Below are 25,474 nucleotides of genomic sequence, written 5' to 3'. Positions count from 1 at the left end.
GCCGCGACACCCGCGCGCCGCGGCATCCGCGCCTCAGCACTCGATCAGGCGTCGTCGTCCTTGCGCTTGCGCCACCGGATGCCGGCGGCGATGAAGCCGTCGAGATCGCCGTCGAAGACCGTCGAGGGGTTGCCGACCTCGTGGCCCGTGCGGAGGTCCTTGACGAGCTGCTGGCCGTAGAGGAAGTACGAGCGCATCTGGTCGCCCCAGCTGGCGGTGATCGTGCCCGCGAGCTCCTTCTTCTTCGCCGCCTCTTCCTCGCGCTGCAGCAGCATGAGGCGCGTCTGGAGAACGCGCATGGCAGCCGCGCGGTTCTGGATCTGGGACTTCTCGTTCTGCATCGACACGACGATGCCGGTGGGGATGTGCGTGATGCGGACGGCCGAGTCGGTCGTGTTGACCGACTGCCCGCCGGGACCGGACGAGCGGAACACGTCGACGCGGATGTCGTTCTCGGGGACGTCGACCTCGACGGCCTCCTCCATGACGGGGATGACCTCGACGGCCGCGAAGCTCGTCTGCCGCTTGTCGGCCGAGCCGAACGGGCTGATGCGAGCGAGGCGGTGCGTGCCGGCCTCCACCGACAGGGTGCCGTAGGCGTACGGCGCGTCGACCTCGAACGTCGCCGACTTGATGCCGGCGCCCTCCGCGTAGGAGGTGTCCATGACCTTCACGGGGTACTTGTGACGCTCGGCCCACCGGAGGTACATCCGCAGGAGCATGTCGGCGAAGTCGGTCGCGTCGTCGCCGCCGGCGCCGGAACGGATCGTGACGACGGCGGAACGCTCGTCGTACTCGCCGTCGAGGAGGGTCTGCACCTCCAGCTGCCCGATGACCTCCTCGAGCTGTTTCAGCTCCTTGCGCGCCTCGTCGGCCGACTCCTCGTCGTCCATCTCGAGCGCGAGCTCCACCAGCACGTCGAGGTCGTCGAGACGACGCTCGACCTCGGTGACGCGCTTGAGCTCAGCCTGTCGGTGGCTGAGGGCGCTGGTGACCTTCTGCGCCTTCTCGACATCGTCCCAGAGGTCGGGTGCGCCGGCCTCCTCAGACAGGCGGGCGATCTCGGCCCGCAGAGCCTCGACGTCGACCACCGCCTGGATGTCGGCGAAGGTTGAGCGCAGGGCCTGGATGTCGGCGGAGATATCGAATTCGAGCATGGCACTCCAGAGTATCGTGGAAGCAATGGGAGCCAGCCACGACGACGAACCGATCCGGCGAGTCCTGTGGCGTCTAGCGCCGATGATCTACGGCCCGACGACACTGTTCGGACTCGGCGAAGGCGCCGTCATCCCCCTCATCCCGGTTATCGCATCGCAGCTCGGTGCCGACGTGGCCACCTCCGCGCTCGTCGCGGCGGCCCTCGTCGTGGGTCAGCTGTGCGGCAACCTGCCGGCGGGGTGGGCTGTCGCGCGCATCGGTGAGCGCGCCACCATGATCATCGCGGGCCTGCTCGCCCTCGTCGGCGTCGCCGCGATGGCGTTCGCCCCGGTGCTCGGCGTCTTCGCGGCATCCGTCTTCCTCATCGGCATCTGCGCGGCGGCCTTCGGTGTCGCCCGGCACGCCTTCATGGCCACGCGGGTGCCTCTGGCCTTCCGCGCGCGTGCGCTCTCGCTCCTCGGCGGCAGCTTCCGTCTCGGGATGTTCGTGGGGCCGTTCATCGCCGCGGCCCTGCTGTGGGCGTTCGGCGACGAGCACGCCACCATCTGGTTCTTCGGTGTCTGTCTGGTGGCGATGATCGCGCTCGTCGCGTTCGGCCCGGAACCGGAGAAGCGACTGGGCCCGCCGCCTACGGTCGCGCGGACAGCCGAGGGCGAGGCGCTCACGACGGCACCGGTGCGCACTCGGAGAGTTCCCGGGACGGGAGTCGTCCGCACCGCCTGGCGGAATCGCGACGTGCTCGCCCGGCTCGGCGTCGCGGCCGCATCGCTGTCGGCTCTGCGATCCACCCGTCAGGTGCTCCTTCCGCTGTGGGGCGTGGCGATCGGGCTCGACGGCTCGACGATCGCACTCGTGGTCGGGGTGTCGGGCGCGATCGACTTCGCGCTGTTCTATGCCAGCGGTCAGGTCATGGACCGTTTCGGGCGCCTGTGGGCCGCCCTCCCCGCCATGCTTCTCATGAGCGCGGGCCTCATCGCGCTCGCGTTGACGTCGGCCAGCGCACAGCCCGAGCTCTGGTTCGCCCTCTTCGCGGCCGTCCTGGGCGTCGGCAACGGACTCTCGAGCGGCATCCTCCTGACCCTCGGAGCCGATGTCGCGCCGACCTCGAACCCCGCACCGTTCCTCGGATCGTGGCGCACACTGACCGACGCTGGAGGCGCGGCCGCCCCGCTGATCGTGTCGGCCATCACTGCCGTGGCGTCGCTGCCGGCGGCGGCCGCCGTGATGGGGGCCTTCGGCCTCGTCGGCGCCTTCGGGTTCATCCGGTGGGTGCCCCGCTTCGTTCCACGCACCCGGCTCGACAGCGGATCCGACGCCGGAAAGGACCCGGGCGACCTCGATGACCTGGATGACCTCGATGCACAGACGTAACTCGTCTCTCTCGCGGAGGATCGCCACGGCGGCGACCGGGGCCCTGGCCGCCGTCACCGTCGTGGTGCTCGCGGGCTGCTCCCCGACGCCACCGGCTGGCGAAGACGGCGGCGGCGACGCACGAGTCGACGGCCGAGTCGACGGCCGAGGGGATGCGAGCAGCCCCGGCGTCATCCTGCCGCCGGCCGGCGGAGCACCGGACTATCAGCTCGGCGGCGCGTACGAACCGGCCGACGGCGTCGGGATCGTCGGCCGTGACCGCACCGCCGAGCCCGCGGCGGGCCGGTACTCCATCTGCTACGTCAACGGCTTCCAGACGCAGCCGGGTGAACGCGATTCGTGGGACCCCGATCTCCTGGTCACCATCGAGGGCGAACCGCTCGTCGATCCCGAATGGCCCGACGAGGTCCTCCTCGACACGTCCACCGCCGACCGGCGCGAACGCATCCTCGCCGTCGTCTCTCCGTGGATCAACGGATGCGCGGACGCCGGGTTCGATGCCGTCGAGTTCGACAACCTCGACTCCTTCACCCGCTCCCACGGTGTTCTCGACAGCGACGACAACCTCGCGCTCGCCCGCGCTTACGTCGGCGTCGCCCACGCCGCGGGCCTCGCCGCGGGTCAGAAGAACGCCGCGGAGTACGCGGTGCGACTGCGCGACGAGGCCGGGTTCGACTTCGCCGTCGTCGAGGAGTGCGCAGCCTACGACGAGTGCGGCGACTACACCGAGGTCTACGGCGCCGCCGTCGTCGACGTCGAGTACACCGACAACCTGCCGCGGAGCTGGGCGGAGATCTGCGCCGATCCGGCCACGCCGGCATCCGTCGTCCTGCGTGACCGCGACCTGACGCGGGAAGGCTACCCTGAGCACGTAGCGACGCACTGCTGAGGCGAATCATGGTCTGAAGCGTCGCGGTGACGCAACCCGTTCCCGCGGGCGGCGAACACCTGGGAATGTGGACCTCCACCGAGGGAGATCAATGGTCGTCGAGACGACGCTGGGCCGCGACGGCACACGCCGCGATGCTGCGCGCCAATCGAAGAAGTCCGCGCGGCGCCTCGCGCTCATCCGCCTCGTCGTGCTGCTCGCGGCGATCTCCGGCCTGAACTACATCGTGTGGCGCTGGCTCGCCTCCGTGAACTGGGAGGCGTGGTGGATCGCGGTGCCGCTCGTGCTCGCGGAGACGTACAGCCTCATCGATTCCCTCATCTTCGCGATCGGCGCGTGGCGATTGCGCGAACGCCACGACGCACCGCCCCTGACCCGCGACGTCACCGTCGATGTCCTGGTGACCACCTACAACGAGCCGCTGGATCTCGTCATGCGCACGGCGCGCGCCGCGCAGGCGATCCGCTACCCGCATGAGACCTGGATCCTCGACGACGGCGACCGCCCGGAGCTCCGCCGGCTCGCGGAAGCCGAGGGGATCGGCGTCGTCACGCGCTCGCAGGCGTGGCGCGACCGCCCGCGCCACGCGAAGGCCGGCAACATCAACAACGCGCTGATGGTCACGGAGGGCGAGTTCCTGCTCATCCTCGACGCTGACCAGGTGCCCTCTCCCCGCATCCTCGATCGCACCCTCGGCTGGTTCATGGACGATCGGGTCGCTCTCGTGCAGACTCCGCAGTGGTTCGTCAACGTGCCGGCCAGCGACCCGCTCGGCAGTCAGGCGCCGCTCTTCTACGGGCCGATCCAGCAGTCGAAGGACGGCTGGAACGCGGCGTTCTTCTGCGGGTCGAACGCGATCCTGCGCCGTGAGGCTCTCATGCAGCTGGGCGTCTCGCGCTACGTCGACGAGGTCACCCTCGCCGTCAACCGCGGTGTGCGGTCCTCCCGACGCGTGCTCGCCCGCGCTCGCCGCGATCACGGGTCCGATCCGCGCATCGCCGCCGCCCTCGACACCGTGGCGGATGCGCTCGACCAGGTCAAGGTCGAGATCGCACGGGGCGACGCGCTCGCCGACGTCACCTACGCGTTCCAGAGCCGCATCGAACGCGTGCGCCGCGAACTGAGCGATCAGGACGTATCGGGCCTGCAGGACGAGCTGCGCGCCCTCGCCGAGCTCACCGCCGACACCGAGGCGTTGGCGGTCATCGACGAGGTGACCCTCGATGCTCTGGGCGATCGAAGTCTCTCCCCCCTGGCCGCGCTCGAGTCGATCAGCATGCTCGTCTCGACGTTCGACGTCGGCCGGGACGAGGAGGCTCAGGCGATCATGCCGCTCGCCACCATCTCGGTGACAGAGGACATGGCGACCTCGATGCGGCTCCACGGCCTGGGATGGCGCTCGGTCTATCACGACGAGGTGCTCGCCGAGGGGCTGGCCCCCGAAGACCTGCCGACCATGCTGACCCAGCGGCTGCGGTGGGCGCAGGGGACGATGCAGGTCATGTTCCGCGAGAATCCGCTCGTGCAGCGCGGGCTCAGCTGGGGCCAGCGGATCATGTACTTCGGCACGATGTGGAGCTACCTGGCGGGCTTCGCCGGGATCGTCTACATCGCCGCGCCGGTGCTCTATCTCTCCTTCGGGGTGATGCCGGTGCAGGCGTGGAGCGTCGATTTCTTCGCCAGGTTCATCCCCTTCTTCCTGCTCAACCAGCTGCTCTTCCTCGTCGTCGCGAACGGACGGCCGACCTGGCGCGGCGCGCAATACTCCCTCGCGCTCTTCCCCGTCTGGATCCGTTCCGTCACGACGGCGTTCACGAACGTCTACCGCGGACGGGCTCTCGGGTTCGCCGTCACCCCGAAGACCCGCGCCGCCGAAGACAGCCCGCGGTGGGACCTCGTGAAGCCGCAGCTGATCGCGATGGCCGCACTCGTCCTCTCCCTCGTGGCCGTCGCCATCCGGTACGCCGTCGGGCAGGCCGAGGGTATCGCGCCCCTCATCAACATCGTCTGGGTGCTGTACGACCTGATGGTCTTCAGCATCATCATCCGCGCCGTGCTCTACCGGCCACCGGCGCATCTGGAACTGAAGGAGACCTGACCCATGCTCGACCTCGATATCGACGTACGCGAGAACGGGAGGGTCGTCCGCCCCCACGGACGACTCACGATGGTGTCGGCGCGCCCCTTCCGCGAGCGGGTGACCGAAGAGATCGCCGCCGCGAGCGGCGCTCCCGTGATCGTCGACCTCTCGGATGTCGCGTTCATCGACTCGTCCGGACTCGGCGCCCTCGTCGCCTGCCTCAAGACGGCGCGCCAAAGTGGCGGCGACCTGCGGCTGGCCGCCCCGAGCGAGCAGGTGACGATGGTGCTCGGCCTGACGAACCTCGACCGCGTGCTTCGGCCGCGGGCCACGGTGCAGGACGCCCTCGATGGCTGACACGGTGCACCGCTCCCTCGTCGCCGAGGTCTCCCTCGAGAGCGTCGAGGCCGTCTACGACCTGCTCTCCACGTGGTGGGAGGAGGCGGGCGATGTCGAACCGCGCACGCGCTTCGCCTTCGAGACCGCGGTGGTCGAGATCGCCGGCAACATCGTCGAGCATTCCGTCGCCGCGCGCGGGGCCGAGGGTCGCCGCTTCACCCTCGACCTGTACGCCACCCGCGAGACGCTCACGGCGACCTTCCAGGACGATGCGCAGCCGGCCGAACTCGACCTCAGTGCCGTCACGATGGCCGACGCCGATTCCGAGAACGGCCGGGGGCTCGCCCTCGCGCTCGCGAGCGTCGACTCCCTCGACTACCGATACGAGAACGGGCGCAACGTGTGGAATCTCGAGTGCCGCCGCGAGTGAGGCGACCTCTGCAGCGGATGCTGTCGGCGATGGCCCTCGCCGCCGCGGCGGCCTTCCTCGTCGCCCCTGCCGCGGCCGCGTCGACAGCCGTGGACGCCCGACCCGCCGCTGTCGACACCGCGAGCGCCGCGACCGACGACGTGACGCAGGACGGCCTGTGGTTCGGTGCCGAGCTCGACTGGGGTGCCGACGGGCCCGACGGGTACGCCGACCGGCTCGGCGAGACGCCCGCGACCTACGCCATCCGGCTGTCCTACCCGCTCGACGACACGGCCCGCGAGGACTGGTCGCGCGCTGCGACGGCCGCCGCCGCCCAGGGCGCCGTGCTCATCCTCAGCATGGAGCCGCGGGTGCCGCTCGCAGAGCTCACTCGCGACGATGCCGCCGCGTTCAACGCGATGCTCGAGAAGACGCAGGGCGACTACGACACGCACCACCTCGTGCGCTTCGCTCCGGAGATGAACGGCTCGTGGACCTCGTGGGGTCAACAGCCGCGAGAGTTCGCGCGCGCCTTCGAAACCGTCGCCGACGTCGTCCACGACGGCACGTCGGGCGCCGAGATGGTGTGGGCTCCGTCCTACGGTGCGGGCTACCCGTTCGAGCGGGCCGACGGGCGCCTCGAGGACGTCACCGCCGCAGATCTGCGGGCGCTCGACACCGACTCCGACGGTCTCCTGACCGAGGCCGACGACCCGTACGGCCCCTACTTCCCCGATCAGGATGCCGTCGACCGGGTCGGCCTCACGATGTACTACTTCGGCAAGGGCGAGGCCGGTGCGGCGGCGGGCCGCGACGTCCCCCTCGAGTCGAACAGCTCTCCCGACGAGGGAGAGGTCGCTGCCCGCTTCGCCGAGCGCTGGGGATACACGGTGCCCCAGTCGGCGACCTTCTACGACCGGTTCGCGCGCGGCGAGGACCGGGACCTCCTCCTCGACACCGGCGCTCTGTACGACTTCTCGCTCGACGGCGACGATGAGCTCGCGGTGAAACAGGGCTGGTGGCGGCAGGTGCTCGCCGAACTGCCCAGCCACCCGAGGATCACGGCGATCACCTGGCTCGAGACCGTCCGCGAAGAGGCGGAGGCGGGCGCTCAGGAGGTCGACTGGCGCATGACGGCCTCGCCCGAGCTCGCGGACGCGTTCCGGGCCGACCTCGAGGCGTCGGGGCAGGTGCAGTGGAGTCCGATCACCGAGGTGATCACACCGGAGCAGGGCTCGGCCAGCACGGTCCAGGTGCGTCAGGGCAACGACGAGATGAACTGGATCACCGGCACCGCCGCCGTGCTCGCCGTCGCGTTCCTCGTCTCCGGGATCGTCGGACGGATGCTGCCGTCCTGGCGCTACCCCGACGAATCGGCGTCCCGCGACCTGCGCATCGACATGATGCGGGGGTTCGTGATCATCGTGGTGGTCGTGACCCACATCGAGGTTCTCAGCCCCTACTCCCTCGCCTCACTCAACGTCATCGGCGCGATCACGGGAGCCGAACTCTTCGTGCTGCTGAGCGGCGTCGTGCTGGGGATGGTGTTCCCGGTGGCGGTCAAACGCGGGGGCGAGTGGGCGACAGCGGTCGCCGCGTGGGGTCGAGCGCGCAAGCAGTATCTCGTCGCGCTCGCCGTCATCCTGTTGGTCTTCATCGTGAGCTTCGTGCCGTTCATCGATGCGTCCGCGATCATGACCTTCACCGACCGGGGCACGGGCGAGGACGGCACGAGCACGACCGGCCGCGTCTACGACCTCTACCCCAACGCCGACCGGCTGCTCGACTACCCGCCGCCCTGGTACGCGGTGCGCCAGCTGCTGCTGCTCGAGATGGGCCCGTGGCCCTTCAACATCATGGGCCTGTTCGTCGTCCTGAGCTTGGCCTATCCCGCCCTCATGTGGCTCATCCACCGCCGGATGTGGTGGCTCGTGCTGCTCGGCAGCTGGGGTCTCTACGCGTTGCACATCGTCCGGCCCGACCTCGCGCCGCTTCCGTCGCAGTTCAACGCCGTCTTCCCGCTGCTGGCCTGGCAGGTGCTGTTCACGCACGGCCTCGTCATCGGGTATTACCGGCGCCAGATCATTCGGGCGCTCACGTCGACGCCGGGGAAGATCCTCGTCGGCGTCTTCGTCGTCGGCTACGCGGGATTCCTCGTCTATCTCTGGGCGGGCGACAGCTTCGGGTTCGAGCCGGCGCCGTTCCCCGCGGGTCTGTACGGGATGCTGTACGACTCCGGCTACCCGCGCATCGACCTGCACTGGGGCCGCCTGCTCGATCTGGTGCTCGTGATGGCGAGCAGCTACGCCGTGCTCACGGTCGCGTGGAAGCCGATCAACGCGGTCATGGGCTGGCTCTGGATTCCGCTCGGCCAGGCGAGCCTGTACGTCTTCATCGTGCACGTGTTCTTCGTGCTCGCCGTCGCGAACATCCCCGGCCTCGACCGCGCGAGCTTCTGGCAGGGCACCCTGATCCACACGGCCGTGATCGCCCTGATCTACCTGATGGTGCGGCGACGGTTCCTGTTCTCGGTGATTCCCCGCTGACCTCGCGAGGGCGGGCGCGACTCAGCGAACGGAGATGACCACAGCGGTGACGTCGTCGTCGACGACGTGCTCCGAGACGCGGATCGAGAGCTCGTCGAAGAACGCGTCGGCACCGGCGGCCCGGCGGAGGTCGTCGCCGATCTGCCGCAGGCTGTCGAGGGTGGAGTCGTAGGCGTCGAGCGCGCCGTCGGACACCGAGACGATGAGGTCGCCGTGGGTGACCTCGGTCTCCCCCGCTTCCCAGTCGGCGTCGGAGGGGCGCAGGCCGAGCGGCAGGTTCCGCGAGCTCAGCCGCTCGCTCGATCCGTCGGCGCGCAGCAGCAGTGTGAGTCCGTGCCCGGCGTCGACGTACGACACATGGCCGGTGCGCGTATCGATGACCGCGTGGAACAGGGTCGCGAAAGTCTCGCGATAGCGGGCGTCGTGACGTGCGTAGTCCTCGACCGAGAGCATCGCGTCGACGGGTTCGAGGTGTCCGCGCTGCTGGAGCACACCGATCAGCTCCTCGGCGAAGCCGCCCGCTTCCTCCCCCTTGCCCATGACGTCGGCGAGGGTGACGATGATGCGATCGCCGACCTGCTGCCAGCTGCTCCGGTCGCCGCTGACACGTCCGTGCGGAATGGCCAGGGCCGCGAGGCGGACCTCTCCCGCAGCGAGGCGATCGGCTCGCACGGCTCGCAGGGCGTCGTCAGCGACGGCGTCGGGCGGAACGAGTTCCGGGTCGTTCATGCGCATCTCGGCCTGAGCCCACTGCCCGAACCGCTCGAATGCGTCGCGATCGGCGTCGCTGAGGTCGCGGGGTGCCGTGTCGAGCAGGCACAGGGTGCCGACCGTCTCGCCCGCATCGGTGTGGATCGGATACCCCGCGTAGAAGCGGATGCCGTGCTCCGCCACGATCGCACGGTCGGCGAAGCGCGGGTCGGCGCGGCCGTCGCGGACCTCGAGCACCGCGGGCTGCTTGACCGCCTCGCCGCAGAACGACTCCTCGATGGGGGTGTGGCGGAAGTCGGATTCCTCCGGTTGCGACTTCGTGAAGACCGTCTCGGAGTTCACGACGTTGACGACGGCGTAATCGACGTCGAACATCTCGCGCGCGAGCCGCGTGATGCGGTCGAAGCGCTCCTCGGGCGCGGTGTCCATCAGGCCCAGACGCGAAACCGCGTCGTCGTCGACATCGATCTGTTGCGTCATGAGCGGGCTCCCCCTCCACACATAGCCGGTCACTCGACTCTAACGAGCGAGCGGCGATCGAGAAAGGAGCGCGCCCGCTCGTTCGCGTGTCTCGGACTCACCGCAGCACGGTTCGACTCGTCGCGGTCGACTCGATGCGCACCCCGTCGGGGACGAACATCGACGACACCGGTGGGTGCCACACCGTCACGACGGTGACGCGCGCCGACATGCCGTCCGGGGTGGAGGCATCGACGAGCGTCGCGTCGCCGGATGCCGCGACCACCTCGGCCGCCAGACCGTGCACCTCGGCAGGGTCGAGCAGAGCCCGCGGCGCGCCGTCGTCGATGACGAGCGCGAAGGCATCGGATGCCGCCAGCGCTGCGGCGTCGGCCACGGTGTCAGCCCGCCGGTGCGCGAGGTAGAGGCTCGTCGCATCGATGGTGATCAGCACGAGGACGACGGCGAGCAGCGCGTAGCCGAGGGTGAGCGGCAGCATGCTGCCCTCGTCACCCAGGCGGCGCCGATCACTCACGGTTCGCCCCACAGGCGCGGCATCCGCTGCACCGCGCTCGCCTCGATCGGGACGCGGGCGATCCGGTCGAGGCCCAGCACGGGTGGGACGAGCGGTAGCGCGGCCTCGGTCTGCACGGTGACCCGGATGATCTGCCCCGCGCGCGGACACGGGCCGGCGCCGGCGCACTCGACGGCGAGCGCGAGGCTTTCCGGTGCGACAGCGTACTCCGCAGCCACCGCCTCGGCGATGGTGGCGGCACGTGTGTCGGCGTGTGCGGCATCCGTCGCGGCCGCGATCGCGCGGGCCGCGTGTCGCGCTGTGGCCTGTGCCGCGAACGCGTGGGACTGGACGACGTTCAGCGAGAGGATGAGGTACACGATGGGGACGAGGAGGATCAGGCCCGCCGTGAGGAACTCCAGGGAGGCCGAGCCGTCTTCTCCCACCCGCGGGTGAGGCTTACGCGTCTCAGTCCAGGTCATCGACCGGCGCACGGCCCGTCACCTCCCAGACACCGGGAACGCCCGCGAGGCCGGCAAGCGGCAGGGTGAGCCGAAGCGACACCTCCACAGCGGTGCCATCGCCGGACGCGTCACGCCGCGCCCGCGCATCCTGCACGAATCCCGTACCGGCTGTTCGCTCGACGATCTCGCGGGCCCGCTCCGCGCCTTCCGCGTCCGACGCATCGGCGAGCGCGGCGTGGTACGCCCCCTCCACCGCCGCGTCGTGCGCGACGGTTCGGACGTAGGCCGCGAGGCCGAGCTGAAGGACGGCCAGGGTCAGGAGCGTGAGCAGCGCCCCGACCATGACGAACTCGGCCGGGCTGGACCCCCGCTCGTCGTGCGCGAGGGTCACGTCACAGTCCTGAGACCCGAGCGATGGCCTGCTCGAACAGGTTCGACAGCGCCGGCCCCGCGAGTGCCCAGATCACCACGACGAGCCCTGCCGTCATGAGGGTCACCAGCACCCATCCGGGAACGTCTCCGCGATTGTCGCCCCGCAAGCCCCCGATCACGCCGCGGAGCACGGCGCTCGACGTCCCGGTCGATTTCCTCGTAGTCGCTCTCCTCATCGTCTCTTCCTTTCCTCGTTCGTCGCGGCCGCAGCGGCCCAGACGGGATCCCTCTTCCGGTCACAGCCCCAGGCGCAGCATCACGATCCCGGGGAACACCGCGAACACGACCGAGAGCGGCAGCACGAGGAAGACCAGCGGCAGGAGCATGAGGATCTCCTTCCGCCCGGCCTGCTCGATGAGCGAACGCTTGGCGTCTTCGCGCGCATCCGCGGCCTGCGTCTGCAGCACGTGCGCCAGCGGGGCTCCGCGCTCGATAGCACCGACGAGCTGGTCGACGGCTCGGTCGACGCTCGCGACATCCAGTGACCTGGCCATGTCGCGCAGAGCATCGCTGAGCGACGAACCGGTGCTCGCGGCGACGACGGCGGCGCGCAGGTGGCCGGTCAGCTCGCCCGCCCCCACGTCGCTCACACGACGAAGCGCATCCGTGAGGCTCTCCCCCGCTGCCAGACACAGGGCGAGGAACTCCAGCACGGTCGGCACCTCCTCGCGCACCTGCCGCATCCTGCGCTCCGCGGCTCGGACGAGCACGGCATGGACACCGAGCACCGCGCCGCCGGCGAGCACCCCGGGAAGCAGCGCCGTCGCGCCGTTGCCGTCGCCCCGGAGCGCGACGGCCACCGCCAACACGGTTCCGAGCGCGAAACAGGCGAGTCCGATCATCAGCTGCCGCGCTCGGAAGGCTCCCGGCGAAACCGACCAACCGGCACGGACGAGCCTGCGGCGGAGCGCTGCCGACTCACCGAGGCGCGCTTCGAGGCGTTCTCGGGCCGCTCCCCACCCGGTCGGCCACGGCATGGCGGGACGGAGCGGTGTCAGGCCGATCGGATCGGCGATGTCGCGCAGGTACGGCCCGATGCGGCGCTCGAGCGACGGGGCGACCCAGCGCGGCACGCGGGATGCGGTCAGCACCACTCCCGAGGCGAGCGTCGTCCCCAGCACCACGGCGAGCGCGAGATCGGAGGCCGCCGTCACCGCGCCCACCTCCGCGGTTCGGGAAGCCGGCCGATGCGCAGCATCACCCGGTAGGCCACGAACGACACGACAGCGCCCGCGATGACGAGAAGTGCGCCCTCGCTGCTGGCGTAGGCGCGTGCACCCTCGGGACGAAGCGCCAGAAGGGTCAGCACGACCCAGGGCGCGATCAGCCCGAGCACAGCGGCGCCGTGGATCCACGACTGACGCGCTTCGACCTCGGCCCGCAGCGCCGCGTCGGCACGTACCGACCCCGACAGTGCCTGCAGCACCGGCACCAGCTCGGTACCCCCGACCTGTCGCGCCATGCGAAGCGTCTCGACGATGCGATCGGCGATCGGGTCGGCGAGGACGGCTTGCAGTCGCGCGGCGCTGGTGTCGAAGTGGCCGGATGCCGCGAGGTCGCGCTCGAACCCGCGGAACGCGGGGCGAAGGGGCGGGGGCCCGGTCTCCGCGATCGACGACACCGCGTCGCCGAGCGGCATCCCCGCGCGGACCGAGGCCACCAGGAGGTCGCAGACATCGGGCCAGAGTCCTCGCCGCCCGCGGCGCAGCCTCCGCGACCGCGACCGCAACCACGAGGTCGGGGCGAGTGCCCCCACCGCGGCCGCGATCAGGGCGACGGCGGGAAGCGAGGTCACGAGCCACGCGGTGGCCGCGGCTAGCACCGCGCTGGCGAGGGAGACTGCGCCGAGCCCGCTCACCGGCACATGGGCGAAACCCGCGCCTTCGAGGAGGCTGCGGCCGATTCCCCGGGTCTTCCCCTGACCGGCGGGTCGCCGCTCCTCCCGGGGCCAGAGCCACGGCGCGACCATGAGCACCAGGCCGGCTCCGAGCGTCGCACCGCAGAGGAGGATCATGCCGCGCTCCGGTAGACCGAGCGGGTGAGGATCACCCCGTCGACGACGGCGCCGGTCGGCGAGGCGATCTCGGCGATGCGTCTGCGACCCGACGGCAGCAACTCGCAATGGACCACGAGATCGACCGATGCCGCGAGCGCGTCCTGCACGAACCTGACGTCGATGTTGCGGCCCGCGAGCAGCGGAAGCGCCGACAGCTTCCGGAGAGCGTCGTCCGCGGAGTTCGCGTGCACCGTCGCCGCAGCGGGGACGCCGGTGTTCAGGGCGAGCAGCAGGTCGAGGGCCTCGGCGCCGCGCACCTCGCCGACGACGAGGCGATCGGGTCGCATGCGCAGCGCTTCCTTCACCAGGCGGCGCAGCGTCACCTCTCCGCCACCCTCGAGGCTCGGCTGGCGGGCCTGAAGGGCGACGACGTCGGACAGATCGACGGCGAGTTCGAAGGTCTCCTCGACGGTGACGACACGGTGCTCGGCAGGGCTTGCGGCGATCATGGCGCTGAGCATCGTGGTCTTGCCCGCGTGCGTAGCGCCCGAGACGATGATGTTCCTCCCTCCGGTGATCGCCGTTCGCAGGACATCAGCCGCGGCATCCGGAACGGATCCGGCGGCGACCAGGTCATCGAGGGTGCGGAACGTGTGCAGGAACTTGCGGACGTTCACCGCCCAGTGCCGCGTGATGTCGGGGATGACGACATGAAGACGCGACCCGTCGGGAAGCGATGCATCGGCGAACGGTTGACTCAGGTCGACGCGGCGCCCGCTCGCGTGCAGCATCCGTTCGACCAGATCGCGGACCTGCGCCTCGGTCAGCGTGAGCGCGACGCGTTCGCTTCGGCCCCCGCGAGCGACGAAGACCCGGTCGGGAGCGTTGATCCACAGCTCCTCCACGCTCGGGTCATCGAGCAGCGCCTGCAGCGGGCCGTAACCGGCGACAGACGCCATCACGCGGCGTACCGCGGCGTCCTCGTCGTCGACCGGTTCGAGCCCCCGGGCGAGAGCGAAGTCGTTGTGCCGGCGCACTTCGGCGACGGCGACCCGTTCGGCCTCGTCGGGTCGCCGTGCCGGATCGATGCCCTCAGACCGAAGGCGATCACGCACACGCACCGCGATACTCGACAGCGACGAGGTCCCGGGTGGAGGCGGCGCCGAGGCCGCGGGGGCCGCCTCGGGCGGGGTGGAAAGGGTCGTGCTCACGCGCAGCATCCTGCCCGCCGCGCGCCACGATCCGCCCGCGTTCTCCACAGGCCGAGGACCGCCGGCCCCACCGACCCCCGCTGACCGTGCGAGCGGGATCGGGACCGGTCAGGACCGACGCAGCCGCCGCCGGGCGAGCTCGGCGAGCACCACGGCGTGGGTGTCGAGGCGTCCGTCGTCGTACACGGCCGTCGCCGCGTGCATGCCGGGCGCCGAGGCGGCCGGGGTCTCCTCCGGCCGGACACCGAGGAACAGCAGCGTCCCCGGCACCTCCTCGAGGACGTACGCGAAGTCCTCCGACGCCATCGAGGGGTGCGGCAGGCGCACGACGTTCGCCTTACCGTAGACCTCGTCGAGGAGCGTGAAGACCTCGCCCGTCTCCGCCGGGTCGTTCACGGTGACGGGATAGGAGTCGATGAACTCGGCGTCCACGGTGCACCCGTGCGCCTCGCCGATCGCGGCGACGAGCCGTGGCAGCTCGTCGCGCACCAGCCGCAGCGTCGCGCGCGACAGCGAGCGCACGTTCGCCTCGATGTCGACCGCCGCCGACAGCACGTTGCCCGCCGCCGAGTCCGACGAGATGCGCGTGACCGACACGACCGCAGGATCCGAGACCGGGATGCGGCGCGCGACGAACGTCTGGATCGCGAGCACGATCTCGGCGGCGACCGGCATCGGGTCGACGGCGTGCTCGGGCCAGGCGGCGTGCCCGCCGGTCCCGGTCACCCGGATGCGCATCCCGCTGGCGCTCGCCATGATCGCCCCGGCCCGGGTCACCGCGGTCCCACCGGCCGTCGTGCAGTCCACGTGCACGGCGTACGCGGCGACCGGCCGCTCGCCCGCGGCGTCGAGCACGCCCTCCTCGAGCATCATCCGACCGCCGGCGTATCCTTCCTCGCCGGGCTGGAACATGAAGACGACGGTGCCGGCGAGCTCGTCCCGGCACGCCGCGAGGAGCCGTGCTGCGCCGACCAGGCCCGCCATGTGCAGGTCGTGTCCGCACGCGTGCATCGCACCGTCGGGTGACGCGAACGCCAGCCCGGTCGCCTCCACGACCGGCAGCGCGTCCATGTCGGCGCGCAACAGCACGACCGGGCCGGGCTCGCCGCCGCGGAGCACCGCCGTCACCGACGTGAGGCGCTCGCCGGTCGAGATCTCGAGGCCGAGCCCATCGAGCGCCTCGAGGATGCGCCGCTGCGTGCGCGGGAGGACGAGGCCGACCTCCGCGTCGGCGTGCAGGCTCCGCCGGAGGGCGATGAGCGCGGGCAGCAGGTCGGGCGGAGCGGTGATCACGAGCGTCTCATTCGGCGAACTCCATGCGTCGACCCAGGACCGGGACGGCCTCGAGCAGCTCACGCGTGTAAGCCGCGGCGGGGTTGGCCAGGAGCTGCTCGGTGGGCCCCGCCTCGACGATCCGCCCGCCGCGCATGACGCAGATCTCGTCGCTGATGTACCGGACGACCGCGAGGTTGTGCGAGATGAAGAGGATCGACAGATTCAGCCGCTGCTGCAGGTCGCGCAGGAGGTTCAGGATCGAGCCCTGCACCGACACGTCGAGCGCCGAGGTCACCTCGTCGGCGATGAGGATGTCGGGTTCGCTCGCGAGGGCGCGCGCGATCGTGATGCGCTGGCGCTGGCCTCCCGAGAAGCCCCGGGGCAGCTCGTCGGCCCGCGCGGGGTCGAGCTCGACCTGTCGGAGCACCTCGGCCACGCGCTCGCGCCGCTCGGCGCGGCTGAACGACCGCGGGCTGGCGATGAGCCCCTCGGCGATCGAGTCGCCCACCGACATCCGCGGATCGAGCGCCGAGAACGGATCCTGGAAGACCAACTGCAGGCGCCGCCGGGCCGCGCGAGACACCGCGCCGCGACCGATCACGCTCGTGCCGTGCACGCGGATCTCGCCGGCGTGCACGGGCGCGAGACCGACGACGGCGTTCGCCACCGTCGACTTCCCGGACCCCGATTCGCCGACCAACCCGAGCGTGCGCCCCGCGGGCACATCGAGCGAGACGCCGGAGACCACCTCGCGGCTGCCGTACCGGACGACGAGATCGGTGATCTGCAGAGCGCTCATCGCGCCACCTCCACACGTGAGAGCTCGCGGTCCGGCGCGGCATCCTCGGCCGACGCGCCGGCGGAAGCGCCGGCGGACGCGACCGCCGCGCCGATGACCGGCAGCGGCTGGGTCCGATCGGTGCGCATGTCGGGGAGGCAGGCGATGAGCCCCTTCGTGTACGGATCGCGCGCGTTCTCGCGGATGCGCATCGCCGGCAGCTCTTCGACGATCGCCCCGTCCTTCATGACCACGACCCGGTCGCAGAAGCCCGAGACCAGCGCGATGTCGTGCGAGATGAAGACGATGCCCGCGCCCGTCGCACGCTGGGCCCGCCGCAGCACGGCGAGCACCTGCCGCTGCACGGTCACGTCGAGCGCCGTCGTCGGCTCGTCCGCGATGATGAGCCGCGGCGTGCCGGTCAGCGCCATGCCGATCATGGCGCGCTGACGCATGCCGCCCGAGAACTGGTGCGGGTAGTCGCGCAGCCGTCCGGCCGCGTCGGGGATGCCGACGGCGTCGAGCCCGTCGATCGCGCGCTGTCGCGCCGCCGCCCGGCTCAGCCCGAGATGGTGGCGGGGAACCTCGGTCAGCTGCCGTCCGATCGTCAGCGCCGGGTTGAGCGAGGTCAGCGGGTCCTGGAACACCACACCGATCTCCACCCCCAGACGGCGACGCTCGATCGCGCCGAGCCGGCCGTCGAGGTCGATGCCGTCGAAGACGCGCCGCTCGGACGTGATGACGGCGGGGCGCTCGAGGAGTCCCGCGAGCGCCATGGCCGTCAGCGACTTCCCGGAGCCCGACTCCCCCACGATCCCCACGATCTCACCGGGCATGATGCTGAGACTGACCCCGTGGACGCGTTCGACCGTGCCGCCGTCTCCGTCGGGGAACGCGATCCGGAGGTCGCGCACCTCGGCGAGCGCGCCGATCGCCTCCGGCGGCGTGGCGCCGGTCGTCCGCGCGGCCCCTTCGGTGCGTCGAGCCTCGCGGCGGCCGAGCGCCGCTGCCCGCGACGCCTTCGCGAAGGCACGCAGGCCCTGACCCGGCTGCTCGCCGACCGTCTCGGCGATCATCGTGAACACGAGTGCCGCGAAGACGACCGCGATCCCGGGGCCGATGGCCGCCATCGGGTTGGTGTAGAGGTGCGCGAGCCCCTCGTCGAGCAGCCGGCCCCAGTCGTACTCGGGAGGCTGCACGCCGAGCCCGAGGAAGGAGAGCCCGGCGAAGGAGAGGAGCGTCGTGCTCGCGGCCGCAGCCGACTGGACGAGCAGCGGATTGGCGATGTTCGGCAGGATGTGCCGCACCATCACCCCCACCGGTCCGACGCCGATGACGCGCGCCGCCCGCACGTAGTCCTGGTCGGTCACCGACGAAGCCATGTTGTAGACGAGGCGGGTGATGCTCGGGATGCCGGCGAGCCCGATCGCGAGCATCGCCCCGACGGCCGAGACGTTCCAGATGACGGAGAAGAACAGCACCAGCAGCAGCCAGGGGAACGCGAGCAGGATGTCCATCACCCAGATCAGCGCCCGTCGAGCCCGGCGAGGCAGGATGGCGGCGACGAGACCGATGGTCAGCCCGCCGCCGATGAGGATGGCGGTCGCACCCGCGGTCAGCAGCAGCGACAGGCGCGTCGCGACCATCACACGGGCGAAGATGTCGCGCCCGATGTCATCGGTGCCGAACGGGTGCTCCGGCCCGGCGGTGGCCCACCGGTCCGCGATGTCGCGCGCCGTGGCGGGCTCGGTCCAGACGTCGGGACCGATCACCGCGATGGTCAGCAGCACGGCGGAGCCGAGGATCGCGGCGAGTCCGGTGCCGCTCACCCAGCGCGAACGGCGCCGGCGGCGCGCAGGCGCGGTCACGGTGACGGGGTCGAGGCGGAATCTTCCGGGGACGGTGTTCGTCATCGCGGCGCACTCACCCTTCTGCGATCGTCGTGCGGGGGTCGATGGTGATGAGGATGAGGTCGACGACGAGGTTCACGGCGAGCACCAGCCCCGCATACACGAGCACCATCCCCTGGATCATCGGGTAGTCCTTCGTCCCGACGGCGGAGATGAGCGTGTTCCCCGCCCCCGGGACGGCGAACACGGTCTCGATGATCACGGTGCCGGCGACGAGGCCCGAGAGCAGCAGGCCGCCGACGGTCAAGGTCGACGTGACGATGTTGGGCAGGGCGTGCCGCAGCAGCACGATGCGTTGCGGCAGGCGTTTGGCCCGCGCGGTGGCCATGTAGGTCGAGTCGAGCACGCGGATCATCTCGACCTGCACGATCCGGGCGAGGTAGGCCATCGGGCCGAGGGCCAGGGCGAGCACGGGCAGCACGACATGGCCGGGGTCACCCCACCCCGCGGGCGGGAACAGGGCGATGCCCATGCTGAACGCCGCGATGAGCCCGACCGAGAGCACGAAGTCGGGGACGGCGATCAGGATGCCGAGGAGTCCCGCGATCCCGCTGTTGGCTGCACGACCTCGACCGGAGCGGGCGAGCAGGGCCGCGCCCATCCCGATCGGCAGGGCGCCGACGACGGCGACGGCGAACCCGAGGGCAGCCAGCGTGAGCGTCGTCGGGAAGCGCGCGACGATCGTGTCGGCCACCGACAGGCCCGTCTGGATCGAGGTTCCGAGGTCGCCGCGGGCGAGACGGGCCAGATGGTCGCCGAGCTGCTGGAACAGCGGCAGGTCCAGTCCGAGCGCCGCGCGGGTGCGCTCGACGAGGGCCGCGGGGGCCGTCGGGCCGAGCGCCGCCCGCACCGGGTCGCCCGGCACCAGGTGGACGAGGAAGAACGCGGCGAGGACCACGACAGCCAGGCTGACGACGAGGCGCCCGGTGCGTCGGAGCGCGAAGTCGGCGCGCGGCGAGAGGCGCGACCGCAACGGCGTGCTCCGGGCCGGAATCGCTGCGGTCGTCTCCGGCCGGTGGTCTGTCGTGGTCATCGCCGCTTCCTCACTCGGTCATGCGGATCGTGACGGGCTGGATGTAGTCGGTGATCTCGAACGTCGCACCGTTCATGAAGGTCGGCGCCTCGGTTCCGGCCATCAGGAAGGTGTGGAAGTTCTCGACGACGGTCTTCTCGGCCTGGTTCCACGACTCGCACGCCGCCTCGGGGCTGGCGGCGGCCCGCCCCTGGTCGGCGAAGGCGTTGTATTCGGGATCGTCGACGCCCATGAAGTTCAGTCCGCCGTTCTCGGGGAACGCGCCGCCGTAGAACAGATCCTGCGTGACGGGGCTGCCGACGCCGATCTGGATCCACCCGGTGTCGTAGTCGAAGGTCTCGTAGAGGTACTCCGACCAGGCGGCGCCGTCCATCGCGATCAGGTTCGTCGCGATGCCGAGCTCGTCCCAGTCCTCCGCGACGAGCTCGGCGGCCGAAGCGTGACCGCCCGACGCCGCGTCGTAGATGAAGTTGATGCTGAGGGGCGTGCCGTCCTTCGAGCGGGAGCCGTCGGCGCCGGCGGTCCACCCGGCCTCGTCGAGCAGCTCGGCGGCGCGCTCGGGGTCGGACGACGGGCGCTCCCACACCGGCTCCTCGTTGAAGCACGTGAAGGGCGCGTCGGTGATCCACGACGTCAGCTCGTAGGGGCGCCCGCCGGTGACGACCTCCGTCGCCTCCTCGTGGTTGAAGCCGAGGACGAGCGCCTCGCGCACGAGGGGGTCGGAGGTCGGACGGTCGGGCCGCTCGTTGAAGAGCATCTGCCCGATGGGGTTGATGCGCCCGGCATACGTGTAGCCGGCGGACTCGATGCGATCGACGTCCGGGCCCTCCACCTGGGCGGCGTTCAGACTTCCCGCCAGGAGGAGGTTGGCGCGCGTGGACTCGTCGGTGACCACCGACACCTCGAGGCCGTCGGGAAGGCCCGCAGTCTCGGAGGTCAGACCGTCGGGGCCCCAGGTGTAGTCGTCACGCGTCTCGAACGTGTACTTGTCGGCCGCGACGCCCGTCAGCCGGTACAGGCCCGTGCCGTTCGAGCCCGACTCGAGGCTCGAGGGGTCGTCGAGTCCTGCCTGCGCGACCATGAAGATGTCGCCGACGATGTTCGCGAGGAACGGGTCGGGTGCATCGGCCGTCACCTCGAGCGTCAGGCCGTCACCCGTCGCGGTCAGCCCGGCGGGCAGGACGTCCGCGAGCACCGTCGCGTTGGCCGGGTCGGCGTGATAGTTGATGTTGGCGGCGGCCACCGCGCCGTCGAAAGGCGTGCCGTCGTGGAAGGTGATGCCGTCCTTCAGCTGGAACGAGACGGACCGACCGTCCTCCCCGATCTCCCACGAGTCGGCGAGCCAGGGGTACTCGACCCCGTCGCCGTCGGTGTAGATGAGGCCTTCGTACGCGTAGGTCAGGATCTGCAGCTCCTGCGGCTGGTTCGCCGTCATCGGCTCGATGCTCCCGACCTCGGGGTAGACGGCGTGACGGAACACGCCGCCCGAGACGGGCTCGTCGCCGCCCTGCGCGCCGCCGGAGCAGCCGGCGAGGGCGAGGGCGAGGATCGCGCCGCCGGCGAGGACCGCCGGCAGGGTGGTGCGTCGGTGCATGATTACTCCTCGGGTTGCTGGTGCAGGGGGTGGAGCTGTCAGGTCGCGGCGGGGACGTAGGCCCCGAGATGCGCGAGCGGGCCCGCGGCCTTGACCGAGACCTTGACGGTGGGACGCGTGGTGTACGAGACGGGGGTCTCGAGGACATCGACGACAGCGACCTGCAACGGGTCGGCGCCGGCCTGGATGGCCTTCGCGATCGCCGCCCGCGAGGCCGCCTCGATGGCGGCGTCCCGATCCTCGACGTCGCTCATCTGATCGGCGCGACCGCCGGCGAGCGAGATCGCCGCGCCGACGGCGTTGGCGACCCCGCCGTGCTCGGGACGGATGACCGGTCCCGCGCCGGGCAGGTCGTCGGGGACGAGGAACGCTCCCCCGCCGACGACCACGAGCGGCAGGTCGAGCCGCCCGAGCGAAAGGCGCTCCACCGCTTCTTCGAGCCGCTCTTGCGCGACGGCGAGGGCGGACCGCAGCGCTGAGCGCGTCGTGCCCGGCAGTGGCGGGAGGGCGCGGCCGTCGACCGATGCGCCCGCGAGCACAGCGGCATCCGTCAGCGTCGGGGTGGCTCCGCCGAACAGCAGGGCCTCGTGCTCGATCCGGTAGCCGACGGATGCCGGTCCCACCCGCCCTGAGGCGGGATCGACGACGGTGCCCCCGCCGATGCCGACGCTGAGGATGTCGGGCATCCGGAAGTTGGTGCGCACGCCGCCGATCTCGCGCGGCAGCGTCGACTCTCGGGGGAAGCCGTTGACGAGCACGCCGAGATCCGACGTCGTGCCGCCGACGTCGACGACGATCGCGTCGTCGGCGCCCGAGAGGTAGGCGGCGCCCCGGATGGAGTTCGCCGGACCCGACCCGATGGTCAGCACCGGATACTGCGCCGCGTAGTCGAGCGACATCAGGGTGCCGTCGTTCTGAGCGAAATAGGTGACCGCGTCGAGCCCCTGCTCGTCGACGACGGTCAGCAGGGCCCGCGTGACCGATCGGGCGACACCGTGCAGCGCGGCGTTGAGCGCCGTCGCGTTCTCGCGCTCGAGCAGCCCGATCGGCCCGATGTCCTGGCTCAGGAACACCTGCGCGTCAGGGCCGAAGTGCTCGCGGATCAGCGCGGCGACCTCGAGCTCCTGTTCGGGGAACGACGGACTGAAGATGCCCGCGACGGCCACCGCGTCGAAGCCGCCGAGCCCGTCGAGGAATCGGAGGACGCCGTCGCGGTCGAGCGGGGCGATGGGCGTGCCGTCGACCATGTGTCCGCCGCCGAGCATGGCGGTGCCCGCGAGAGCGATCGTCGTGAGATCGGCGGGCCACCCGCTCAGGGGCGGGTACTCGGTGGCCGCAGGAGCGCCGAGGCGCACCATGGCGACCCGGCCGAGCTCGCGACGGCTGACGATGGCATTGGTCGCGTGCGTGGTTCCGAGCATGACGCGGGCGACGTCGTCGCGGCGCTCGCCGAGCTGTGCCAGCACGTCGGCGATGCTCGCCCGGATGCCGCCGGTGACGTCCGCCGTCGTCGGCTGCTTCGTCGCGGCGAGGACGGTCCCCCGGTCGTCGAGCACGACGGCATCGGTGTTCGTGCCGCCGACGTCGACGCCGATCGACAGGGTGCGCGGCGCGGTCATCGCTGTCCTCCCTCGAACGGGACGTAGGGCAGGTCGTAGCCGAAGGCGGCTGGCCCGGCGAGCTCGAGACCGCGCTCGGTGCGCCACAGCGGATCGCACGCCCAGGCGAGCACAGAGACGCGCTGCCCGAACCGCAGCATCTCCGTCGAGATGGCGTGTCCCGTCTCGGAGTCGACGATCGTGACGAGGTCGGGCACCGTCGCGAGCACCTCGCCGTCTTCGAGGACGATGAGATTCTCGTTCTGCAGTTCGATGCGCTGCAGTCGGCCGCGGTCAGCGCCGACGCCGGCGATCGTGACCGAGCCGCGGACGAAGCCGCCCTCGGTGCGACGGGCGACGTCGATCACCTTGCCCGCGATGAGGACGGCGGCGTCGAGCTCGTCGGCCACCGCTCGCACCGGCTCGGAGGCCGACAGCAGCGCACGACCGACGCGGATCGCGGCGCTGACCGTGCCCTCGATCACCGCACCCCGAGCTGTCGCCGCCGTCAGCGGGTAGTGCGCTCCCAGGCAGAGGCCGCCGCTGGCCACTGTCACGGCCCGCGCGTGCCGCTCGAGCCACGCGAGGTCGACAGTGCGCATCGTCACCACGTTGCCCACGACATCCGCCATCACCGCGAAGTCGCACGGCACACCCGCGACATTCATCGCGATCATCGTCGCCTCCGGGAACGCCCGTCCCATGCCGTCCGCGTCGAGGAACTTCAGACCGAGCCGCGCGGCCCATCCGACCGGGCTGACACCGTTGCTGCCGCCGATCTCCGCCGCCATGAGGGTCGTGATCCGGCGACCGGCGGCGGCTTCGGCTCCCGCCAGCAGCGCGTCGATCTGGTTCGTCGACGACAGCATCTCGATGCCGACGGTGGGGGCTCCGATGCCCGACATGATGATGATCGCGTCGTCGGCATCGAGCTCCTCGACCGTGACGAGCTCGACCGGCCCCGCGGCCTCGAGCGCCCGCTCGGTCGCGAGCTGCGAGGTGTAGACCGCGCCGCCGCCGCCGGTGCCGAAGACGGCGCATCCCGCGGCGAGGGCGGCGACGTCGTCGGCGCGGACGGACCGCAGCCGTTCGCGTGTCGAGGTGTGGGTGGAGACGTGGACCATGCTCCGACAGTAGGGAGCGATTCACGCGCCGACAATGTGCCGTCACTCCAGAGAATCATGCACACTTGGGTCCATGGCACAGTTGAGCGTCCGTGATCTCCTCGGCGAGCAGGAGCGGCTCGGTATCCGTCTCGCAGCGGGCCCGTCGACCGGCACGGCGATCGAAGCGGTCGACATCGCAACCCTCGACTCGCTCGACTCCCTCGCATCGGGAACGCTCGCGATCATCCCCGGATCGGACAACCCGGCTCCCTACCGCCTCGACGTCGCGCTCCGGCGCGCGAGTGCGAGGGGGCTCGCCGGCCTCGTGTTCACACTCGACCTCGCGCTCGCGGAGACCGCGGCGGCCCTCGCCGAACGCGGACGTGTGCCGGTGCTCGCCGCCGCAGGGGCCAAGCCGTCGGATCTCGCGGTCGCGATCGACCGGCTGCTGTCCGCCGGCGCGTCCGAGGCGATGACCCGCGCCGCCTACGCGATCGAGCAGGCGACCGCCGCGGCATCGTCGGCCGACGGGTCGGTCGAGGCGATCCTCGCCGCCGGCGGGCGCGCCCTCGGGGTGGGTCTCACGCTCGCCGAGGACCCGACGGCGCTGTGGAGCGACAACGACGCCGTCTGCGTCGGCGAGGTGCCGATCGGTCGCCTCGTGGCCGATCGGGCCGACCCCGCCGCGGATGTCGCGCGACCGGTCATCGCCTCGCTCGTCTCGCGCGCCACGCAGCGGCAGCTGCGCGACCGGTACGCGCCCACCCAGTCACGCGCCGACCTGCTCGTCGAACTGGTGCTGGCCGAGTCGTCGCGCGTCGAGGCGTTCGTCGGGCAGGCCGCGCGGCTCGGCTTCCCTCTGCCGCTGTCGCACGTCGTCGGCTGGCTGAAGCCCACCGCGATCGGCGATCCCGACGCTCGGCCGCCGCGCGGCGTGGAACCGGCTCTCGAGCTGTTCGCCCTGCAGCTGGTGGAGGGCCGCGACGAGATGTGGCACGTCGCCTTCATCCAGGAGGACATGCTGCTCGTCAGCACCGAGGAGCACGGAGCCGGCGACCATCAGCGTCGCCTGCGCGAGGTCGGCGAACGACTGCAGCGTCACGCGCAGCGTCTCGCCGGCACCGGGTGGGCGTACACGCTGGGGCTCGGCACGCCGCAGCTCGGAGCGATCGGACTGCGTCAGTCCGCGGCCGAGGCGCGGATCGCGGCCGACTCGGCCGTCGCCGCGGGACGCCCGGGCGGCGTTGAGCTCACCGACGTGACGGGGCTTCGCCGCGTACTGCTCGACTTCTACGCCTCCCCGATCAGCCGCAGCCTGCTGGGGGACGTGCTCGAACCGCTCGACGCGCTCGGCCCGGAACGCGCCGCGACCTCGGTGCGCACGCTGCTCGCCTATCTCGCGCACCGCAACTCCCTCGCCAACGCGGGCCGCGAGCTCAATCTGCATCCCAATGCCGTGGGCTACCGCCTCAAGCGCATCCGCGAGGTGCTCCAGCTCGACCTGGACGATCCCGACGTGCGCTTCGCCGTGGAGCTCGCCTGCCGCGTACGCCTGCTCGGAGCCAGTCGCTGAGTCGGCGCCCTGTGGCGATGGCACATCC

The 25,474-nt window shown here is 71.1% G+C and carries 23 protein-coding genes; 7 read left to right on the top strand and 16 right to left on the bottom strand.

The window, feature by feature from the left end:
• Positions 1–44 precede the first annotated feature (44 nt).
• Positions 45–1,157: a peptide chain release factor 2 gene (gene prfB / locus ACPYN5_RS06865; RefSeq protein ID WP_424448226.1), complete on the bottom strand. Its 1,113-nt coding sequence runs from the start codon at positions 1,155–1,157 to the stop codon at positions 45–47.
• A 25-nt stretch (positions 1,158–1,182) separates the two neighbouring features.
• Here prfB and ACPYN5_RS06860 point away from each other — a divergent pair, with 25 nt between their 5' ends.
• The 6 genes from ACPYN5_RS06860 to opgC all read left to right on the top strand — a co-directional run bounded on the left by ACPYN5_RS06860 (position 1,183) and on the right by opgC (position 8,792).
• Positions 1,183–2,529, top strand: a complete 1,347-nt coding sequence (locus tag ACPYN5_RS06860) for an MFS transporter (RefSeq protein ID WP_424448252.1) — start codon at positions 1,183–1,185, stop codon at positions 2,527–2,529.
• A complete protein-coding gene (locus ACPYN5_RS06855) occupies positions 2,516–3,418 on the top strand; it encodes an endo alpha-1,4 polygalactosaminidase (protein ID WP_424448225.1) in 903 nt (300 codons plus the stop codon). Before ACPYN5_RS06860 ends, ACPYN5_RS06855 begins: the two co-directional genes overlap by 14 nt.
• A 91-nt stretch (positions 3,419–3,509) precedes the next feature.
• Positions 3,510–5,516, top strand: a complete 2,007-nt coding sequence (locus ACPYN5_RS06850) for a glycosyltransferase family 2 protein (RefSeq protein ID WP_424448224.1) — start codon at positions 3,510–3,512, stop codon at positions 5,514–5,516.
• Between the two features lie 3 nt (positions 5,517–5,519).
• Positions 5,520–5,855 carry an STAS domain-containing protein gene (locus tag ACPYN5_RS06845; protein ID WP_424448223.1) on the top strand — a complete coding sequence of 112 codons (336 nt, stop codon included), beginning with the start codon at positions 5,520–5,522 and terminating at the stop codon, positions 5,853–5,855.
• Positions 5,848–6,267 (top strand): ATP-binding protein, encoded by a 420-nt coding sequence (locus tag ACPYN5_RS06840; RefSeq protein WP_424448222.1) that lies wholly within the window; start codon positions 5,848–5,850, stop codon positions 6,265–6,267. The genes ACPYN5_RS06845 and ACPYN5_RS06840 overlap by 8 nt, the downstream gene beginning before the upstream one ends.
• The gene (gene opgC, locus ACPYN5_RS06835) at positions 6,264–8,792 is read left to right on the top strand and encodes an OpgC domain-containing protein (RefSeq protein ID WP_424448221.1); all 2,529 of its coding nucleotides are present in this window, start codon (positions 6,264–6,266) and stop codon (positions 8,790–8,792) included. Before ACPYN5_RS06840 ends, opgC begins: the two co-directional genes overlap by 4 nt.
• A 21-nt stretch (positions 8,793–8,813) precedes the next feature.
• On the opposite strand, the gene ACPYN5_RS06830 is transcribed toward opgC, so the two are convergent.
• From ACPYN5_RS06830 to ACPYN5_RS06760, 15 genes are all read right to left on the bottom strand, one after another.
• Entirely contained in the window at positions 8,814–9,983 is a 1,170-nt protein-coding gene (locus tag ACPYN5_RS06830) for a PP2C family protein-serine/threonine phosphatase (protein WP_424448220.1), read from the bottom strand.
• A gap of 97 nt (positions 9,984–10,080) precedes the next feature.
• Positions 10,081–10,461 (bottom strand): pilus assembly protein TadG-related protein, encoded by a 381-nt coding sequence (locus tag ACPYN5_RS06825; protein WP_424448219.1) that lies wholly within the window; start codon positions 10,459–10,461, stop codon positions 10,081–10,083.
• A 32-nt stretch (positions 10,462–10,493) separates the two neighbouring features.
• Positions 10,494–10,922, bottom strand: coding sequence for a TadE family protein (locus tag ACPYN5_RS06820; RefSeq protein WP_424448218.1), 429 nt, complete (start codon positions 10,920–10,922; stop codon positions 10,494–10,496).
• Positions 10,923–10,944: 22 nt separating this feature from the next.
• The gene (locus ACPYN5_RS06815; protein WP_424448217.1) at positions 10,945–11,331 is read right to left on the bottom strand and encodes a TadE/TadG family type IV pilus assembly protein; all 387 of its coding nucleotides are present in this window, start codon (positions 11,329–11,331) and stop codon (positions 10,945–10,947) included.
• A gap of 1 nt (position 11,332) precedes the next feature.
• Entirely contained in the window at positions 11,333–11,548 is a 216-nt protein-coding gene (locus tag ACPYN5_RS06810; RefSeq protein ID WP_424448216.1) for a hypothetical protein, read from the bottom strand.
• A 60-nt stretch (positions 11,549–11,608) separates the two neighbouring features.
• Positions 11,609–12,526: a type II secretion system F family protein gene (locus ACPYN5_RS06805; protein WP_424448215.1), complete on the bottom strand. Its 918-nt coding sequence runs from the start codon at positions 12,524–12,526 to the stop codon at positions 11,609–11,611.
• Positions 12,523–13,386 (bottom strand): type II secretion system F family protein, encoded by an 864-nt coding sequence (locus tag ACPYN5_RS06800; protein ID WP_424448214.1) that lies wholly within the window; start codon positions 13,384–13,386, stop codon positions 12,523–12,525. The genes ACPYN5_RS06805 and ACPYN5_RS06800 overlap by 4 nt, the downstream gene beginning before the upstream one ends.
• Entirely contained in the window at positions 13,383–14,504 is a 1,122-nt protein-coding gene (locus ACPYN5_RS06795) for a TadA family conjugal transfer-associated ATPase (RefSeq protein WP_424448251.1), read from the bottom strand. The genes ACPYN5_RS06800 and ACPYN5_RS06795 overlap by 4 nt, the downstream gene beginning before the upstream one ends.
• 183 nt (positions 14,505–14,687) lie before the next feature.
• Positions 14,688–15,872 carry a M20 metallopeptidase family protein gene (locus ACPYN5_RS06790; protein WP_424448213.1) on the bottom strand — a complete coding sequence of 395 codons (1,185 nt, stop codon included), beginning with the start codon at positions 15,870–15,872 and terminating at the stop codon, positions 14,688–14,690.
• Between the two features lie 7 nt (positions 15,873–15,879).
• Positions 15,880–16,653: an ABC transporter ATP-binding protein gene (locus ACPYN5_RS06785; protein ID WP_424448212.1), complete on the bottom strand. Its 774-nt coding sequence runs from the start codon at positions 16,651–16,653 to the stop codon at positions 15,880–15,882.
• Positions 16,650–18,545: a dipeptide/oligopeptide/nickel ABC transporter permease/ATP-binding protein gene (locus tag ACPYN5_RS06780; protein ID WP_424448211.1), complete on the bottom strand. Its 1,896-nt coding sequence runs from the start codon at positions 18,543–18,545 to the stop codon at positions 16,650–16,652. The genes ACPYN5_RS06785 and ACPYN5_RS06780 overlap by 4 nt, the downstream gene beginning before the upstream one ends.
• Positions 18,546–18,555: 10 nt before the next feature.
• Complete coding sequence (locus ACPYN5_RS06775) at positions 18,556–19,575, bottom strand: ABC transporter permease (protein WP_424448210.1); 1,020 nt, start codon at positions 19,573–19,575, stop codon at positions 18,556–18,558.
• A gap of 10 nt (positions 19,576–19,585) precedes the next feature.
• Complete coding sequence (locus ACPYN5_RS06770; protein WP_424448209.1) at positions 19,586–21,169, bottom strand: ABC transporter substrate-binding protein; 1,584 nt, start codon at positions 21,167–21,169, stop codon at positions 19,586–19,588.
• Between the two features lie 38 nt (positions 21,170–21,207).
• Positions 21,208–22,788, bottom strand: coding sequence for a hydantoinase/oxoprolinase N-terminal domain-containing protein (locus ACPYN5_RS06765; protein WP_424448208.1), 1,581 nt, complete (start codon positions 22,786–22,788; stop codon positions 21,208–21,210).
• Positions 22,785–23,891 (bottom strand): DUF917 domain-containing protein, encoded by a 1,107-nt coding sequence (locus ACPYN5_RS06760; protein WP_424448207.1) that lies wholly within the window; start codon positions 23,889–23,891, stop codon positions 22,785–22,787. Before ACPYN5_RS06760 ends, ACPYN5_RS06765 begins: the two co-directional genes overlap by 4 nt.
• 73 nt (positions 23,892–23,964) lie before the next feature.
• Between ACPYN5_RS06760 and ACPYN5_RS06755 the strand changes: the two genes are divergently transcribed.
• Positions 23,965–25,446, top strand: a complete 1,482-nt coding sequence (locus ACPYN5_RS06755; protein WP_424448206.1) for a PucR family transcriptional regulator — start codon at positions 23,965–23,967, stop codon at positions 25,444–25,446.
• The last annotated feature ends 28 nt before the right edge of the window (positions 25,447–25,474 follow it).

Origin of the sequence: Microbacterium arborescens (assembly GCF_049707515.1) — a bacterium.
GTDB classification, from domain to species: domain Bacteria; phylum Actinomycetota; class Actinomycetes; order Actinomycetales; family Microbacteriaceae; genus Microbacterium; species Microbacterium arborescens_B.
The sequence above is the reverse complement of the archived record's forward strand: the minus strand, read 5'-3'. Positions and strand labels throughout refer to the sequence as shown.

Coding starts and splice junctions, on each gene's coding strand:
- ACPYN5_RS06810 (WP_424448216.1), bottom strand. CDS start 11,548: ATGAGGAGAGCGACTACGAGGAAATCGACCGGGACGTCGAGCGCCGTG.
- ACPYN5_RS06770 (WP_424448209.1), bottom strand. CDS start 21,169: ATGCACCGACGCACCACCCTGCCGGCGGTCCTCGCCGGCGGCGCGATC.
- ACPYN5_RS06765 (WP_424448208.1), bottom strand. CDS start 22,788: ATGACCGCGCCGCGCACCCTGTCGATCGGCGTCGACGTCGGCGGCACG.
- ACPYN5_RS06775 (WP_424448210.1), bottom strand. CDS start 19,575: ATGACCACGACAGACCACCGGCCGGAGACGACCGCAGCGATTCCGGCC.
- prfB (WP_424448226.1), bottom strand. CDS start 1,157: ATGCTCGAATTCGATATCTCCGCCGACATCCAGGCCCTGCGCTCAACC.
- ACPYN5_RS06800 (WP_424448214.1), bottom strand. CDS start 13,386: ATGATCCTCCTCTGCGGTGCGACGCTCGGAGCCGGCCTGGTGCTCATG.
- ACPYN5_RS06845 (WP_424448223.1), top strand. CDS start 5,520: ATGCTCGACCTCGATATCGACGTACGCGAGAACGGGAGGGTCGTCCGC.
- ACPYN5_RS06760 (WP_424448207.1), bottom strand. CDS start 23,891: ATGGTCCACGTCTCCACCCACACCTCGACACGCGAACGGCTGCGGTCC.
- ACPYN5_RS06785 (WP_424448212.1), bottom strand. CDS start 16,653: ATGAGCGCTCTGCAGATCACCGATCTCGTCGTCCGGTACGGCAGCCGC.
- ACPYN5_RS06855 (WP_424448225.1), top strand. CDS start 2,516: ATGCACAGACGTAACTCGTCTCTCTCGCGGAGGATCGCCACGGCGGCG.
- ACPYN5_RS06755 (WP_424448206.1), top strand. CDS start 23,965: ATGGCACAGTTGAGCGTCCGTGATCTCCTCGGCGAGCAGGAGCGGCTC.
- ACPYN5_RS06860 (WP_424448252.1), top strand. CDS start 1,183: ATGGGAGCCAGCCACGACGACGAACCGATCCGGCGAGTCCTGTGGCGT.
- ACPYN5_RS06850 (WP_424448224.1), top strand. CDS start 3,510: ATGGTCGTCGAGACGACGCTGGGCCGCGACGGCACACGCCGCGATGCT.
- ACPYN5_RS06840 (WP_424448222.1), top strand. CDS start 5,848: ATGGCTGACACGGTGCACCGCTCCCTCGTCGCCGAGGTCTCCCTCGAG.
- ACPYN5_RS06825 (WP_424448219.1), bottom strand. CDS start 10,461: ATGCTGCCGCTCACCCTCGGCTACGCGCTGCTCGCCGTCGTCCTCGTG.
- ACPYN5_RS06780 (WP_424448211.1), bottom strand. CDS start 18,545: ATGACGAACACCGTCCCCGGAAGATTCCGCCTCGACCCCGTCACCGTG.
- ACPYN5_RS06830 (WP_424448220.1), bottom strand. CDS start 9,983: ATGACGCAACAGATCGATGTCGACGACGACGCGGTTTCGCGTCTGGGC.